Genomic DNA, 15,664 nt, shown 5'->3' on the forward strand with positions numbered 1-15,664 from the left:
CATGTGCTCAACGTGCGCCGGGTGGCGTTGGTTCCTGGTCAGCCGACGCGTTCGATCGTGTAGCGGACGAGCCTGGTGAGGGCGTCGTTGGCGGGGCCGGCGGGAAGCGCCGCGAGTTCGGTATCGGCGAGGTCGGCGTATTCGGCCAGCTTTTCCTTGGCCAGCGCCATGCCGGGCGAGCGGCGCAGCAGTTCCAGTGCCTCGTCGACCTCGGCGTCGGTTTCCAGCGGGCGCGCCAGCAGCGTGCGCAGGCGATCGCCGTCGGCGCCGGTCTCGCGCAGGGCGTAGAGCACCGGCAGGGTGTGCACGCCTTCGCGCAGGTCGGTACCCGGGGTCTTGCCCGACTGCTCGGCCGAGGACGAGATGTCGATGATGTCGTCGGAGATCTGGAACGCGGTACCGACCGCGTCGCCGAGGCGGGCCAGGCGTTCGACATGGTCGAGACCCGCACCCGAGAACGTGCCGCCGAAGCGGCCCGCGGCGGCGATGAGCGAGCCGGTCTTCTCCCACACCACGCGCAGGTAGTGCTCGACTGGGTCCTGGGTCTGCTTGGCGCCCATGGTTTCCCGCATCTGGCCGGTGACCAGCTCGGCGAAGGTCTCGGCGATGATGCGGACCGCGTCGGGGCCGAGGGTGGAGGTCAGGCGCGAGGCGTGGGCGAACAGGTAGTCGCCCGCCAGGATCGCGATGTTGTTACCCCACCGCGAGTTGACGCTCTCCGCGCCGCGACGCTGGGTCGCCTCATCCATGACGTCGTCGTGGTAGAGCGTCGCGAGGTGCACGAGTTCCACGACCGTGCCCGCGGTGATCAGCGCCGGGTCGGTCGGATTCGGTCCGAGCTGGCCGGTGAGCACGGTGAACAGCGGCCGGAACCGCTTGCCGCCCGCCCTGGCCAGGTGCAGGGCCGCCTCCTGGAGGAATTCCTCACCGTCGGAGAGCTCGTCGACGAGCAGTTTCTCGACCGCGGCCAGTCCGTCGCGCACGGTGACGGCGAGTTCGGGATCGACGAGATCTACCCCGGCAACCACGGTGCTTTCGTCGCTCACAGCCGATGTGCTCATTATCTTCTCCCAGCGATGCGTCCGACCCCGACGGGTAGCAACCTAGCGTGTCACGGCACTATGGCCGATGAACCCCGTCACACAGTGACAATTCCCGGTGTACCCGACACTCTCGCACAGCGGCCGACAGTGCCAGTATTGAGCCATGGGTTCACCGGATCTCACCCCCGCCGACCATGCTCCGCTGCCTGCCGCCGTCGAGGTGCTGGTAGTCGGGGCAGGGCCCGCCGGTTCCGCGTCGGCGGCGTGGGCCGCGCGCGCCGGACGCGATGTGTTGCTGCTCGATTCGGCGGTTTTCCCGCGCGACAAGACCTGTGGCGACGGTCTGACGCCGCGTGCCACCGCCGAGCTGGAACACCTGGGTCTCGGCGAATGGTTGCGCGCGCACACGGTGAACCACGGCCTGCGGATGGCCGGCTTCGGCAAGGAGACACTGCTGCCGTGGCCGGGCGGGTCGTTCCCGACCTACGGAAGTGCCGTTCCGCGAACCGAACTCGACGACAAGTTGCGCGAGACCGCGATCAAGTCCGGCGCGCGGATGGTCGACGGCGCGAAGGTCACCGAGGTGCTGCGCGAGAACGAGCGGGTCACCGGGGTGACGGTGCTGATCGGTGCGACCACCCACACGGTGCGCTGCCGGGTGCTGGTGGTGGCCGACGGCGTGCGCTCCCCCATCGGCAAACAGCTGGGTCGCACCTGGCATCGCCGCTACGCCTACGGGACCGCCGCCCGCGCCTACATCAAGTCCGGCCGCAGCGACGATCAGTGGATCTCCTCGCATCTGGAGCTGCGCAATGCCGCCGACGAACTGGTCCCCGGCTACGGCTGGATCTTCCCGCTCGGCAACGGCGAGGTGAACATCGGTGTCGGCTCGCTGGCCACCGAGGCGCGGCCCTCGCACGTCGCCCTCAAGCCGCTGCTCGAGCACTACACCCAGCTGCGTCGCGAGGAATGGGAACTCGAGGGCGAACTGCGCGCGGTGGCCTCGGCACTGCTGCCGATGGGCGGCGCGGTCTCGAACGTGGCGGGCCCGAACTGGGTACTGGTCGGTGACGCCGCGGGCTGCGTGAACCCGCTCAACGGCGAAGGCATCGACTACGGGCTGGAAGGCGGGCACCTGCTCGCGGACCTGCTCGACGAACCCGATCTGAGCCGGGCGTGGCCGCAGTTGCTGCGTGACCACTACGGACGCACCTTCTCGGTGGCGCGCAGACTCGCGGGCCTGGCCACCCAGCCGAGGATGGTCCCGCTCGGTGGACCGCCGGTGATGCGCTCGAAGTATCTGCAGCGCACGGCGGTTCGGGTGATGGGCAATCTGGTGACCGACGAGGACCTCGACCTCACCGCCCGCGCCTGGCGAGCGGCCGGACGGGCTTCGCTGCGTGCCGACGAACTCCCGCCGTTCAGCTGATGGCCGAGCGCCGGGCGGAGCAGCCGTGAGCGGCGCGGCGCGGCGTCCGGTGCTGGCCCTGCTGCCGCACCTGCGCACAGCGCGTGACCTCGTCGACCGGCAGTACGCCGATCCGCTCGACCTCGACGAACTCGCCCGCGCCGCAGGTGTTTCGAAATACCACTTCCTGCGCGCGTTCGCCGCGGTCTACGGCCGCACGCCTGCGGTGTATCTGGCCGAGCGGCGGATCGAGCGGGCTCAGGATCTGTTGCGGTCGACCAACCTGACCGTCACCGAGGTGTGCATGCTGGTGGGGTATTCGAGCCTCGGCTCGTTCAGTGCCAAGTTCCGTCAACTCGTCGGGGTGACGCCGAGCGAGTATCAGGCGAAATTCGCCGACGGAGCGCCGCACATTCCGGGCTGCTACGTCTTCATGCACGGGCTCTCCGACCGTGTCCGCCACGACACCGCAATTTCGGAGAAGCCGGATGGCACCGAGCGGTCATAGCCTCGAACCATGACAACGATCACGAACGTTTCCCTGGTCACCGTGTACGTCACCGATCAGGATGCCGCCAAGCAGTGGTACATCGACAAGCTCGGATTCGTCGAGACCGCGGACGTGAGCATGGGCGACAACGGCTTCCGCTGGGTGAGCATCGCCCACCCTGATCATCGCGAGCTCGAGGTGACACTGATGATCCCGGGGCCGCCGCTCACCGACGACCTCGCCGACGCGATCCGGCGGGCACTGGCCGACGGCACCCACGGCGCCCTCGGGCTGCGTACCGCCGACTGCCAGAAGACCTACGACGAACTCACGGCCAAGGGTGTCGAGTTCATTCAGCCGCCGTCCGAACGCCCGTACGGCACCGAGGCGATCATTCGCGACAACTCGGGCAACTGGCTGGTGCTGGTCGAGAACCGCGGCTGACGCCGGGTGCCGCTCGCTGGAGCGGCACCCGTCGCTGTCGCTCAGAGCTTGGCGAACCAGTTCTCGATGAACTTGCGTTCGCTGTTGAGCACACGCTGGTGCAGCTGCTCGGCCAGCGGCTCGATGGCGCCGCCGACCAGCGGAACTTTCACCTTGACCGTGCCGACGACCTCGATCTCGCTGCCCTCGGCAGTGGGGCGCAGTTCGTAGGTGCCCGACATCTCGGTGGTGATGCCGCTGGTGTTGCCGGTGAAACTACCCTTGGCGACCTCGCCGGCCAGTGGCTGCCAGTTGTCGGTGCGAACCAGGACGAGATCGCTCTTGAGTACCTTGCGCACCAGGGCGGGAACCTTGTCCTTACCTGGGGTTTCGGTCATCTGGATGGTGATCGAATCGGGGCCGTCGGGATGGGAGAGTTCGATGGTCGCGGTCTCGGCGCCGGCGAAACGCGCCTGCCAGACGGCATCGTCGACAAGTGCCCGGTGAAGCTCTTCGACCGGGACGGTGTAGGGCACGGTGAAGCTGAATTTGCGGGACATGCCGGGAATGCTAGGCGTATTCGCTGCGCCCGGCTGCGGCAGTCCGTGGTTCCCGGCCGCCCCGATCCGGACCGACCGGAGGGAGGCACGAACGTGGTTCCCAGGCCGAGAACACGCGGCACCAGCCGCCGGGATGACAGCCGGTACTGTGTGGCGGGTGTCGGAAACCAGCCTGTCGGAGCGGCGGAACAAGCGCCTGCGACGAGTTCGGGCATGGGTGGTCGGGGCGGCGACCGTCGTCAGCGTGCTGATGGTGTTGCTGGTGCTCGCGGCCTGGCGCAACGACTTCGAGATCGAGCGGCATCGTGGCGTGACCTCCGGCGAGGTGCTGTCCGCGGGCCGGTTGCGCTCGGCGGTGATCTACGTGACGCCCGACAGCGTGACCCACAATCCGAAGGTCGGCATCCTGTATCCGACGAACCTGACCGCTGGTCAGCGGATCAACGTGGAGTACAGCACGCGCGATCCCGACCTGGTCCGGGTGGCCGGGCGCGACGCGCGGGTGGCGATCATCCCGGCGGCGTCGGTGATCTTCGTGGCATGGGCGCTGGCCCTGCCGGTGCTGTGGATCGTGCGCCGCAAACAGCGCGAGTCGTAACTTCGTTTGCTGTTCGTCCCGGCTTCACGTCGGTGTGGGTGTGTCGCGCGGTGTGGCGGTCACCCTGAGAGAGTGCGCGTAGCCATCGTCTCGGAGTCTTTCCTGCCGAACATGAACGGCGTCGTCAACTCCGTGCTGCGGGTGTTGGATCACCTGGATCAGCACGGTCACGACGCGATGATCGTGGCGCCCGATTCCCTGCGCGGTGCCCCACCCGCACCTCGTTTTCACGGCCGCTTCCCGGTGCACCGCGTGCCCGCGATGATGGTGCCGAAGGTGAGTTCGCTGCCGGTGGGCCTGCCACAACCCGGCATCACCGCCGCCATCGCCGCATTCGATCCCGATGTGGTGCACCTGGCCTCGCCGTTCCTGCTCGGCGCGGGCGGGCTCGCCGCGGCGACCCGCTTGGACCTGCCGACCGTCGCGGTGTATCAGACCGATGTGGCCGGGTTCGCCAAGAGTTACGGGCTCGGGCTGGCCGCACGGGCCGCGTGGGCGTGGACGCGCCGGATCCACGAGGGCGCCACCCGCACGCTCGCGCCGTCGTCGGCGGCCGCGCACGACCTCGCCGAGCACGGGATTCCCCGGGTGCACCGCTGGGGCCGTGGCGTGGACATCGCCCGGTTCAACCCGGCCGCGCGCAGTACCGAGTTGCGGGCGAGCTGGCTCGGTTCCAGCGACCGGCTCGTCGTCGGGTTCGTGGGCAGGCTCGCACCGGAGAAGCACGTGGAGCGGCTGGCCGCGCTGGCCGGTGACCCGTCGATCCAGCTCGTCGTGGTGGGCGACGGACCGGAACGGGCCCGGCTGCGCAGGCTGATGCCGGACGCGGTGTTCACCGGCGAACTGGGCGGCAGCGAGCTGGCGACCCACTACGCCAGCCTGGACGTGATGGTCCATCCCGGCGAGCACGAGACGTTCTGTCAGGGTGTGCAGGAAGCGCTGTCCTCGGGAGTGCCGGTGATCGGGCCCGATGCCGGCGGGCCACGGGACCTGATCTCGCACTGCCGCAACGGGTATCTGCTGCCGGTGGACCGGTTCGCGGAATTGCTGCCGAGCGCGGTGTCGGCGCTGCGTGACGCCGGGCAGCGCGGCCGGTTCGCGGCGGCGGCGCGCAAGTCGGTGCTGCACCGCACCTGGCCCGCGGTCTGCACCGAGCTGATGAGTCACTACGCCGACGTCACCGGGATGCGCGAGCGATTGCCGCGCACGGCCTGAGTGGCGAAACCCACCTGCGCTATCGCGGCGAAAAAACTCTAAGCTCGGTGCGTGGCGACAACAGAGCAGCGAGAACCGATTCGGGCTTCGCTGGACAAGCAACCCCACGAGGTCGCGTCGATGTTCGACGGTGTGGCGAAGCGCTACGACCTCACCAATACGGTCATCTCCGCCGGCCAGGATCGGTACTGGCGGTGGGCGACGCGACGTGCTCTCGCGCTGCGTCCCGGCGAGCGGGTCCTCGACCTGGCCGCGGGCACCGGCGTCTCGACCGTGGAACTCGGCAAGTCGGGCGCCTGGTGCGTGGCCGCCGACTTCTCCCAGGGGATGCTCGCGGCGGGCCGGTTCCGGCAGGTGCCGATGGTGGCGGGCGATGCGATGGCGTTGCCGTTCGCCGACGATTCGTTCGACGCGGTGACCATCTCGTTCGGGTTGCGCAATGTCGCCGATATCGATGTGGCGCTGCGCGAGATGCTGCGGGTGACCAAGCCGGGTGGACGGGTCGTGGTCTGCGAGTTCTCCACGCCGGTGTTCGGGCCGTTCCGCACCGTGTACATGGAGTACCTGATGAAGGCGCTGCCGCGGGTGGCCCAGGCGGTGAGCTCGAACCCGGACGCGTACGTGTACCTGGCCGAGTCGATCCGGGCCTGGCCGAACCAGCGCAGGCTGGCCCGCCGGGTGGCGGACGCAGGCTGGGACTCGGTGCAGTGGCGTGACCTCACCGGTGGCGTGGTGGCACTGCACCGCGGCTACAAACTGGGCTGAAACACCGTCGGTGACCGGGGTGAGTCCGGTCACCCCGACTCGTCCGCGGTTACGCGCCGACAGCCCGGAATGCGCCCTGATCAGGGGCGATATTCGGGCCGAATCCTCACCGCCGAGATTTCGGCTTGTGAGGTCGATTGTCACCTGGACATAACGTTCGGTAAATCGAGCGCAACGACAAATGCGGATGATCGAGTCATGACAGGGGAAGCGGACGACCGCGGCACGGACACTGTGCGTACACAGTGCTCGTATTGTGGCGTCGGCTGCGGAATAACCGTCCAGACAAAGACTGATCAGTCTGGCGCGCGATTGATCGCCAAGGTCAGCGGCGACAAGCTGCATCCGGCGAACGCGGGCAGACTGTGCACCAAGGGCGCCACCCACACGGAGATGATGGCCGCGCCCGGCCGGATGGACACCGCCTACCGGCGCCCCGAACGCGGGCAGGTCCCGGTTCCACTGCCGGTCGACGAGGCCGTGCACGAAACCGCCACCCGCCTGCGCGCGATCCTCGACGAGCACGGGCCCGACGCGATCGCCCTCTACGTTTCGGGGCAGATGTCGCTGGAAGCCCAATACCTGGCCACCAAGCTGGCCAAGGGCTACCTGCGGACCAAACACATCGAGGCCAACTCGCGCCTGTGCATGGCCAGCGCGGGCACCGGCTACAAGCAATCGCTCGGCGCGGACGGGCCGCCCGGCTCCTACGACGACTTCGAACACGCCGACCTGTTCCTGGTCAGCGGCGCGAACATGGCCGACTGCCACCCGATCCTCTATCTGCGCATGGCCGACCGGCTCAAGGCGGGCGCCAAGCTGATCGTGGTCGATCCACGCCGCACCGATACCGCCGCCCGCGCCGACCTGTTCCTGCAGATCGCCCCGGGTACCGACCTCGCCCTGCTCAACGGACTGCTGCACCTGCTGGTCGCCGACGGCGCCATCGACACCGACTTCATCGCCGAGCACACCGAGGGCTGGGAGGCGATGCCCGACTTCCTCGCCGACTACCCCCCGGACCGCGTCGCCGAGTTGACCGGCCTGGCCGAGGCCGATATCCGCACCGCCGCCGCGATGATCGCCGAAGCCGGCGAGTGGATGTCGCTGTGGACGATGGGGCTCAATCAGTCCACCCACGGCACCTGGAACACCAACGCCCTGGTGAACTTGCACCTGGCCACCGGCACCATCTGCAGGCCGGGCAGTGGGCCCTTCTCGCTCACCGGCCAGCCCAACGCCATGGGTGGGCGCGAGATGGGTTACATGGGCCCCGGCCTGCCCGGCCAGCGCAGCCTGCTCTCCCCCGCCGACCGCACCTTCGTCGAAACCGCCTGGGATCTGCCCGACGCCACCCTGCGCACCGAATCGGGCCCCGGCACCATCGACATGTTCCGCGGGCTGGCCGACGGCGAGATCAAGGCCGCGTGGATCATCTGCACCAATCCCGTCGCCACCGTGGCCAATCGCAAAACGGTGATCGCGGGCCTCGAGGCAGCCGAGTTGGTCGTCGTCCAGGATGCTTACGCCGAAACCGCGACCAACGCGTACGCCGACCTGCTGCTGCCCGCCACGCTGTGGGCCGAAGCCGATGCCGTGATGGTGAATTCGGAGCGCAACGTCACTCTGCTGCAGCAGTCGGTCGACCCGATCGGCGACGCGCGACCGGACTGGCTGCTGATCGCCCAGGTCGCCACGGCCATGGGGTTCCCCGGCTTCGACTTCGCCACCAGCGCCGAGGTGTTCGCCGAGCTGCGGCAGTTCACCAACCCGGCCACCGGCTACGACCTGAGCGGCATGAGCTACGAGCGCCTGGCCCAAGGGCCGATGCAGTGGCCGTGCAAGGACGCCGATACCCCGCGCAACCCCATCCGCTATGTCAACGACGGCACCCATCAGCCGCTGCACGTGGCGGCCGACGGCACCACCCCGCGGCTCGCGTTCGCTACTCCGAGCAGGCGCGCGGTGTTCTTCCCCCGCCCGCACATGCCCGCCGCCGAATTGCCCGATGACGACTACCCCTTCCTGCTCAATACCGGTCGGCTGCAACATCAGTGGCACACGATGACCAAGACGGGCAAGGTCGCCAAGCTGACGAAGCTGAACGGCGAGCCGTTCGTCGAAGTTCATCCCACCGACGCCGAGCGACTCGATCTGAAGCCGGGCGATCAGCTCGAGATCGCGTCGCGCCGGGGCCGTGCTGTGCTGCCGGTGCGGATCAGCGACCGGGTGCGACCTGGTGATTGTTTTGCTCCCTTCCACTGGAATGACGAACAGGGCGAATATCTGACGATCAACGCGGTCACCAACGACGCGGTGGATCCGGCCTCGTTGCAGCCGGAGTTCAAGGCATGCGCGGTGGCGCTGCGCCGGGTCGGCCCGGCCGCCGCCCCCGAGCAGGCGCCTTCGCACCACGCGCAGCTGCCCGCACAACCGGCCGCGCATCCACTGGCCGGGATCCTCGGCCTCGATGCCGGCACCTCCCCCACGCTCAGTGAGACCGAGCGCATCTATCTCGGCGGGTACCTCGCCGCACTGCAGTCACTACCGGTGACCGGGCAGCCGGTGCTGCCGGTGAGCGCACCGTTGTCGACGCAGTCACGCCTGTGGGTCGATGGACTCCTGGCCGGCATGTACTCCCGCAACGCGGGCGCCCCCGCCGAAGCCTCCGACGGCCCCACCCCCCACCCGATCACCGTCCTGTGGGCTTCCCAGACCGGTAACGCCGAAGAACTGGCCGCCACCGTCGCGGCCCGCCTCGCGGAAGCGGGACTCACGCCGTCGTTGCTCGACATGGATTCGTGCGAGCTGACCTCGATCACCGGTGACGTCCTCATCGTCACCAGCACTTTCGGTGACGGTGGCCCGCCGGACAACGGCGCCGACTTCTGGACCAGGCTCGAAGACAGCATCATTCGCCTCAACGGTGTCCGGTACGCGGTGTTCGCGCTCGGCGACTCCTCCTACGACGACTTCTGTGGCCATGGCCGCAGGCTCGACACCCTGTTCGCCGAACGTGGCGCGAAGCGACTGCTGCCGCGAGTGGACAGCGAGCCCGATTTCGCCGACACCGCCGATCAGTGGCTCGACGATGTCCTGATCGCGATCACCAGCGGATCGCCCGGCGACGGCGGTCCGACCGGCGGCACTCCGCGCGGCCGCGATGCTGCGCTCGTCGGCGCACCGAACGGCCACGATTCGCTCGGCACCAGCACCATTGCCCGGCAGCCTGATTCGGGCCGTGCGATGCCGTCACCGGCCGGTCTCGGTGGCGCGACCGTGCTCGATCGGCAACTCGCGCCCGCACCCTCCCGAGCGCAGCGTGCCGCCGCCGCTCCGTTCACCCGCCAGTCCCCGGTCCGCGCCTCTTTGATGCGCAACGAGATCCTCAGCGCACCCGGCTCACCGAAAGAGGTGCGTCGCTTCGGCTTCGACCTCCACGACCTCGACGCCGGCTACGAAGTGGGCGATTCCCTGGGCGTGCTGCCCGCCAACTGTCCCGATCTGGTCGACGAATGGCTCACCTGCACCGGACTCGATGGTCGCCGCATGATCGAGGTCGACGACCGCGAACTCACGCTCACCGATGCCCTGCGCACCCACTACGACATCACCAAGGTGAGCCAGGATCTGCTCGGCTTCATCGGCGAGCGCAACCCCCACCCGCAGCTGGCCAAACTGCTGCGCCGCGACAATCGCAATGAGCTCGCCTCCTACCTGTGGGACCGCCAGGCCGTCGATGTGCTGCGCGACTTCCCGGTGCGCACCGACCTCGTCGACTGGCTCGGCGCACTGAAAAAGCTGCAACCACGCCAGTATTCGATCTCCTCCAGCCCGTTGACCACGCCCGACGAGGTGCAGCTGACGGTCGGTGTCGTCCGCTACGGCGACCCGGTAGGCACCTCGGCGCGCCGGGGCGGGGTGTGCTCGACGTTCCTCGCCGACCGGGGCACTACCGAGGTGCCGATCTTTCTGCAGCGGGCACCGCACTTCCGTCCGCCGTTGGACCCGAACGCCCCGATGATCATGGTGGGGCCGGGTACCGGTATCGCTCCTTTCCGCGGGTTCCTGCACGAGCGCCGAGCCATCGGCGCGACCGGTCGCAACTGGCTGTTCTTCGGCGACCAGCACGCCGCCCAGAACTTCTACTACCGCGCCGAGCTGGAGGACATGTTCCGCTCCGGTTTCCTCACCCGGCTCGACCTGGCCTTCTCCCGCGATCAGCGCGAGCGGGTGTATGTCCAGCACCGCATGATCGAGCACGGCGCCGAGCTGTGGTCGTGGCTGCGCGACGGCGGCCACTTCTACGTCTGCGGTGACGCCGCCCGGATGGCCAAGGATGTCGACGACACCCTGCTGCGGATCGCCCAGATCCACGGAAAGCTGGACGAGGCGGGCGCGCTGGCCTTCAAGAAGCAGCTCGTCGCCGAGAAGCGGTACGTGCGCGACGTGTACTGACCTGCCTGACGTGATCAGGCCGCCGCGCGGATCGCCGGTGGGTTGAGCCGGGCGAAGTCAGGCAGCCGGTGGTACGGGTAGTACGGGTACGGGGGTGTCGTCGCACTCGCCGCGTCGAGTGCGGCCAGGTGTTCGGGATCGAGCTGCCAACCGACCGCGCCGAGGTTCTGCCGTAACTGCTCCTCGTTGCGGGCCCCGATCAACACCGTGGCGACGGTGGGCCGGGTGAGCAGCCAGTTCAGGGAGATCTGTGGGACGCTGCGTCCGGTTTCGGCGGCGATGCGATCGAGCACCTCGACAATGTCGTAGAGTCGCTCGTCGTCGACGGGTGGGCCGGCCTGAGCCGTCTCGTGCAGTCGGCTTCCCGCCGGAAGCGGCTGCCCGCGACGGACTTTGCCGGTGAGCCTGCCCCAGCCGAGCGGGCTCCAGATGATGGAGCCGACTCCCTGATCGGCACCGAGCGGCATCAGTTCCCATTCGTAGTCGCGACCGACCAGCGAGTAGTAGACCTGGTGCGCCACCGGCTTTTCCAGGCCGAGAGCCTCGGCGGTGGCGAGTGTTTTCATCAGCTCCCAGCCGGCGAAGTTGGAGACGCCGAGGTAGCGGATTTTGCCTGCCCGCACCAGATCGTCCAGGGCGGTGAGAGTTTCGGCCAGCGGTGTGCCCGCGTCGAAGGCGTGCAGCTGGAACAAGTCGAGGTAATCGGTGCCGAGACGGCGCAGCGAGGCGTCGACGGCGCGGATCAGCCTGGCGCGGCTCGAGCCCGCCTCGTGGGGGCCGGGACCGGTGGGCAGTGCCGATTTGGTCGACAGCAGCACCTGCTCGCGCCTGCCCTTGATCGCCGCGCCGAGTACCTCCTCCGACGCGCCGTCGGAATAGACGTCGGCCGTGTCGAACAGGGTGACACCGGCCTCCAGGCTGATGTCGATCAAGCGCCTGGCCTGCGCGGCATCGGTATCGCCCCATGCGCTGAACAGCGCACCGCGACCGCCGAAGGTACCCGCGCCGAAGCCGAGTGCCGGAACGAGAAGACCAGATGCGCCGAGCCGCCGGTATTCCATGAGAGCTCCTAAAGGGTCTACAGTGTCGTTAACACGATCGACAGTACACCCGATCCGCGCTAAATGAAACAGGAGTCCCGTTATGGATCACGACATTGCTTGGCCGGGCTCCGTTCGGCCTGGTGGACGCACCGCCCGGGTGCGCGAGTCCGTCCTGGAAGTGGCGGGCGATCTGCTGGCGGACCGCGGATTCGCGCACCTCGACCTGACCGAGGTCGCCACCGGCGCCGGGGTCGGCAAGACGACCGTCTACCGCCGCTGGCGCACCCCCGCGGGCTTGGTCGCCGATCTGCTCGTCGACATGGCCGAACAGTCGCTGCCCCGCGCCGACACCGGCTCACTGCTCGACGATCTGACCGCGAACGCCCGCCTGGTCGCGAAGACTCTCGCCGACGGTCGCCAGAGCAACCTCTTCCGCGCCGTGATCGCCGCCGCCACCTGCGACGATGCCACCGCCGCCGCGCTGCACACCTTCTACGACACCCGGCTCAACGAATGGGCGCCGTGCGTCGAGGCCGCCGTCGTCCGTGGCGAGGCGCCGGTCGGTACCGACCCGCGCGCCGTTCTCTCCGCCGTCTCCGCGCCGCTCTACTACCGCTTACTGGCCAGCGGCGATCCCATCGACGACGACATCGCCGACCGGTCGGCCCGGGCCGCCACCATCGCCACCGCCGCGGGGACATTCGTCCTCGCCGCCGAGAGTCTCGGCGGCTGAACGCGGTGCTAGGCGGCCGCCGGGGAACGCCAGGCCGGGTCGCGACCGGTGAGACCGAGCAGCCGGTCGAAGGCGGGAGCGCCGGCCGGGATCTCGACGACCGGGCCGAACAGGCCGGGTGTGCCCGCGGGATCGGTCTCGCGCAGGAATTCGTGCAGGATCGCCAGGTCCGCGGGGGCGACGGTCAGCTGCTGGCCCGTGGCGACGGCAAGATCCCACCCGTGGATGGTGATCTCGTCGAGGGCGACGAGCGCCATAATCGCGGCGGGCAGCTCCACGCCACCGGCCTCGGTGTCACCGTCCCATGCCTCGGGGACGCGCCACACCGACGTCAACGTCTCGAGCTGCGCGGCGATGCGAGTGCGCCAGTCATCGGGCAGCGGGCTGCCGGAACCGGCGGGCGGGGGCACGGACCGGCCGATCGACTCCTTCGTCGCGGCCTGGCGGAACGCCTCGGTCAGTCCGACCACGTGGGCGAGCAGATCGCGCACCGTGGACTCGGCGCACGGCGTCGGGTCGGCGAGCTGGTCGTCGGTGATGCCGTCGACGACCGCGGCCAGCGACCGGGCGGCGGGTTCGAAATCGAACTGCGGTTCCATGGGCACTCCTCAGCGATGGCAGGTGGCTGCACTCATGAAGACGACCCTGTCGCCGGAAAGTCATCGGTGCGGGTTGCCGCGCGCACCGGATCGGCGCACGCTGGACAGCGCAGGACCCGATCAGCGTCACATCACGTCCGAGGCTCAACCGATCGAGCAGGCCGACGAACGAGGAGCACCGATGATCGACTACGACACCTCTCGCCCGCTGGACGAGGTCCCCGAGGCCGATCGCGTCGAGCAGGAACAGTCCGCCTTCCGCGATGACGACCCCGACGATCCCGCCTACTCCGACGCCGCCGACTACACCGACGAGATGGCGGCCACGATCGCCCGTGAGGCAGACACCGCGAATCCGGCGGACGTGATCGAACAGACCATTCCCGTCCCCTTCGACGAGGGCGGCGAGGGATTCACCCTCGCCGAGGAAGGCTGACGGGCGCCACCGCGTTTGATCGTCGATCGCGCACGGCCGCGGCGCAGGCGCAGGTTCGCCTAACCGGCGATCTTCGCCCGCAGACCGGCGTGCAGTTCGCGCAGGCTGGAACGCTCGGTCGCGACCTCGAGCACCCGCAGGCCGTGCGCGTCGGCGGCCAGTTCCACGGCCAATTCGTCGGGATCGACCTGACGGTGCGGGATGCGGTAGGCGGCGCACAGCGCGGCCAGATCCATGCCGTGCGGTGTGCCGAAAACCCGCTCGAACACGCCCGCGTACTGCGGATCTCCCTGTTCGAGCAGCTCGAAGATGCCGCCGCCGTCGTCGTTGGCGACGACGATCGTGAGGTTGTCCGGGCGTGGTTCGCCACGCCCGATCAGCAGGCCGGACGCATCGTGCAGAAAGGTGAGGTCACCCATCAGCGCCACGGTGCGGCCAGGATGCGCCAGCGCGGCACCCACGGCGCCGGAGACGGTGCCGTCGATCCCGGCGACGCCGCGGTTGGACAGCACCCGGATACCCGGCCGCGGATGCGAGACCAGGGCGGCGTCGCGCACCGGGTTCGACGCGCCGAGCAGCAGCTGATCGCCTTCCCGTAGTCCGTCCATGACCACGGCCGCCACGTGCAGCCCGGTCGCCTTGGGATGCGCGGCCAGCTCGGCCCGCACCACCGATTCGGCCTGCTGGTTCAGTTCGGAGCAGCGCGCCAGCCACTCGGGCGCGGGTGCGCCGGTGGTCACCGCGCGAGTGCCGGTGCCGACGACGTTGCCGGAGACATCGGGCCAGCGCGGCCCGGTGGTGAGCGCGAAAACGGTGACGTCCGGATCGGCCAGCACGCGCGAGACCTGCCGGTGCAGGGTCGGACGACCGGTGATGATCGCCTGGGCCGGCTTCAGCAGCGACAGCGCGAGCGGATGCAGGGCGGGGCCGTGCATCGGCGCGGTCGGCTCGGCCACCGTCGGCAGCGCGGCGAGTTCGGGCAGCAGCCGGGCGCCGTGGCCGGAGATGACGACGGTGTCGGGCGTGAGATCGATGTCGAGCGGCACGTCGAGCGTGGCGTACTGGGTGGCCGTCCACGGCCGTTCGCCCTCGCGGCCGATGGGCAGCGGATCGTCGGACAGCTCCGGGACCAGCGGTTCCCGCAGCGGAATGTCGAACTGGACCGGACCCGCGTTGCCGGAACGGGTTCCGCGCGCGGCGGCGAGCACCCGGCACACCGACGAGCGCCACACGCTGTTCTGGCGCGGGTAGGCCGACTCCCCCGCTTCGGCTTCGGCCAGCCCGAGGCTGATCGTGGCGCGTACCTGCGAGCCGAACAGCCCGAGCTGTTCCACCGTTTGGTTGGCGCCGGTACCGAGCATCTCGTAGGGCCGGTTCGCGCTGACGACGATCAGCGGCACCCGCGCGTAGTTGGCCTCCAGGACCGCCGGGCCCAGGTTCGCCACCGCGGTGCCGGAGGTCATCACGACCGGAACCGGTCGCCCCGACGACACCGCGAGACCGATCGCGAGAAAGCCGGCGGTGCGCTCGTCGACGCGCATGTGCAGCCGCAGCGCGCCTGCGGCGTCGGCCGCCTGCAGCGCGAAGGCCAGTGGCGCGTTACGCGATCCGGGGCACAGCACCACTTCGCGGACGCCGCCGCGGACGAGCTCGTCGACGACCACTCGAGCCTGCGCAGTAGACGGATTCACAATCACAGCCTGTCAGACCGGCGCGCACCCGTCTGCCCCCGGCCTGCGTTGCCTGCGTCACCGAGCCCGACGGCGCGCCGATATTCGAACGCTCAACCCTTTACCGGAAAGCCGGGCAGCTATTCATATCCGGCAGCAACCGATATTCATGAAATCGCAAAGAGAACAATAGAAGAAAGAAATCCGGCGACGAGCAAGAAGC

The 15,664-nt window shown here is 69.0% G+C and carries 14 protein-coding genes; 9 read left to right on the plus strand and 5 right to left on the minus strand.

The genetic code is table 11. From position 1 onward, the window contains the following. Window positions 1–38 precede the first annotated feature (38 nt). Window positions 39–1,061, minus strand: coding sequence for a polyprenyl synthetase family protein (locus tag ACFWFP_RS24110; RefSeq protein ID WP_379298543.1), 1,023 nt, complete (start codon window positions 1,059–1,061; stop codon window positions 39–41). A gap of 145 nt (window positions 1,062–1,206) precedes the next feature. On the opposite strand from ACFWFP_RS24110, the gene ACFWFP_RS24115 reads away from it, so the two are divergent. From ACFWFP_RS24115 to ACFWFP_RS24125, 3 genes are read left to right on the plus strand one after another with little or no spacing between them, the layout of a single operon-like run. Beyond that, a complete protein-coding gene (locus ACFWFP_RS24115; RefSeq protein WP_379298545.1) occupies window positions 1,207–2,472 on the plus strand; it encodes a geranylgeranyl reductase family protein in 1,266 nt (421 codons plus the stop codon). 25 nt (window positions 2,473–2,497) lie between these two features. Further along, window positions 2,498–2,959 carry a helix-turn-helix transcriptional regulator gene (locus tag ACFWFP_RS24120; protein WP_379298547.1) on the plus strand — a complete coding sequence of 154 codons (462 nt, stop codon included), beginning with the start codon at window positions 2,498–2,500 and terminating at the stop codon, window positions 2,957–2,959. A gap of 9 nt (window positions 2,960–2,968) precedes the next feature. Further along, the gene (locus ACFWFP_RS24125; protein ID WP_379298549.1) at window positions 2,969–3,385 is read left to right on the plus strand and encodes a VOC family protein; all 417 of its coding nucleotides are present in this window, start codon (window positions 2,969–2,971) and stop codon (window positions 3,383–3,385) included. 41 nt (window positions 3,386–3,426) lie between these two features. On the opposite strand, the gene ACFWFP_RS24130 is transcribed toward ACFWFP_RS24125, so the two are convergent. Beyond that, window positions 3,427–3,924: a DUF2505 domain-containing protein gene (locus ACFWFP_RS24130; protein ID WP_379298551.1), complete on the minus strand. Its 498-nt coding sequence runs from the start codon at window positions 3,922–3,924 to the stop codon at window positions 3,427–3,429. Window positions 3,925–4,081: 157 nt separating this feature from the next. Between ACFWFP_RS24130 and ACFWFP_RS24135 the strand changes: the two genes are divergently transcribed. The 4 genes from ACFWFP_RS24135 to ACFWFP_RS24150 all read left to right on the plus strand — a co-directional run bounded on the left by ACFWFP_RS24135 (window position 4,082) and on the right by ACFWFP_RS24150 (window position 10,960). Next, the gene (locus ACFWFP_RS24135) at window positions 4,082–4,522 is read left to right on the plus strand and encodes a DUF3592 domain-containing protein (RefSeq protein ID WP_379298553.1); all 441 of its coding nucleotides are present in this window, start codon (window positions 4,082–4,084) and stop codon (window positions 4,520–4,522) included. A gap of 72 nt (window positions 4,523–4,594) precedes the next feature. Further along, window positions 4,595–5,737: a glycosyltransferase family 4 protein gene (locus tag ACFWFP_RS24140; protein WP_379298555.1), complete on the plus strand. Its 1,143-nt coding sequence runs from the start codon at window positions 4,595–4,597 to the stop codon at window positions 5,735–5,737. A gap of 51 nt (window positions 5,738–5,788) precedes the next feature. After that, window positions 5,789–6,502 carry a demethylmenaquinone methyltransferase gene (locus ACFWFP_RS24145; protein WP_379298557.1) on the plus strand — a complete coding sequence of 238 codons (714 nt, stop codon included), beginning with the start codon at window positions 5,789–5,791 and terminating at the stop codon, window positions 6,500–6,502. 198 nt (window positions 6,503–6,700) lie between these two features. Then, window positions 6,701–10,960, plus strand: a complete 4,260-nt coding sequence (locus ACFWFP_RS24150) for a molybdopterin-dependent oxidoreductase (protein ID WP_379298559.1) — start codon at window positions 6,701–6,703, stop codon at window positions 10,958–10,960. A 14-nt stretch (window positions 10,961–10,974) separates the two neighbouring features. Here ACFWFP_RS24150 and ACFWFP_RS24155 read toward each other — a convergent pair whose 3' ends face one another. Next, window positions 10,975–12,021, minus strand: coding sequence for an aldo/keto reductase (locus ACFWFP_RS24155; protein WP_379298561.1), 1,047 nt, complete (start codon window positions 12,019–12,021; stop codon window positions 10,975–10,977). An 82-nt stretch (window positions 12,022–12,103) separates the two neighbouring features. On the opposite strand from ACFWFP_RS24155, the gene ACFWFP_RS24160 reads away from it, so the two are divergent. Continuing rightward, a complete protein-coding gene (locus tag ACFWFP_RS24160; RefSeq protein WP_379298563.1) occupies window positions 12,104–12,736 on the plus strand; it encodes a TetR/AcrR family transcriptional regulator C-terminal ligand-binding domain-containing protein in 633 nt (210 codons plus the stop codon). A gap of 8 nt (window positions 12,737–12,744) precedes the next feature. Here the strand turns inward: ACFWFP_RS24160 and ACFWFP_RS24165 are convergent, their stop codons facing one another. Then, a complete protein-coding gene (locus tag ACFWFP_RS24165; RefSeq protein ID WP_379298565.1) occupies window positions 12,745–13,335 on the minus strand; it encodes a TIGR03086 family metal-binding protein in 591 nt (196 codons plus the stop codon). 34 nt (window positions 13,336–13,369) lie between these two features. On the opposite strand from ACFWFP_RS24165, the gene ACFWFP_RS24170 reads away from it, so the two are divergent. Further along, window positions 13,370–13,771 carry a hypothetical protein gene (locus ACFWFP_RS24170; protein ID WP_379298567.1) on the plus strand — a complete coding sequence of 134 codons (402 nt, stop codon included), beginning with the start codon at window positions 13,370–13,372 and terminating at the stop codon, window positions 13,769–13,771. Between the two features lie 59 nt (window positions 13,772–13,830). Here ACFWFP_RS24170 and menD read toward each other — a convergent pair whose 3' ends face one another. Further along, window positions 13,831–15,462, minus strand: a complete 1,632-nt coding sequence (gene menD, locus ACFWFP_RS24175; RefSeq protein ID WP_379298569.1) for a 2-succinyl-5-enolpyruvyl-6-hydroxy-3-cyclohexene-1-carboxylic-acid synthase — start codon at window positions 15,460–15,462, stop codon at window positions 13,831–13,833. Window positions 15,463–15,664 lie beyond the last annotated feature (202 nt).

The sequence above is a fragment of the Nocardia sp. NPDC060249 genome, from assembly GCF_042728755.1.
Classification (GTDB): domain Bacteria; phylum Actinomycetota; class Actinomycetes; order Mycobacteriales; family Mycobacteriaceae; genus Nocardia.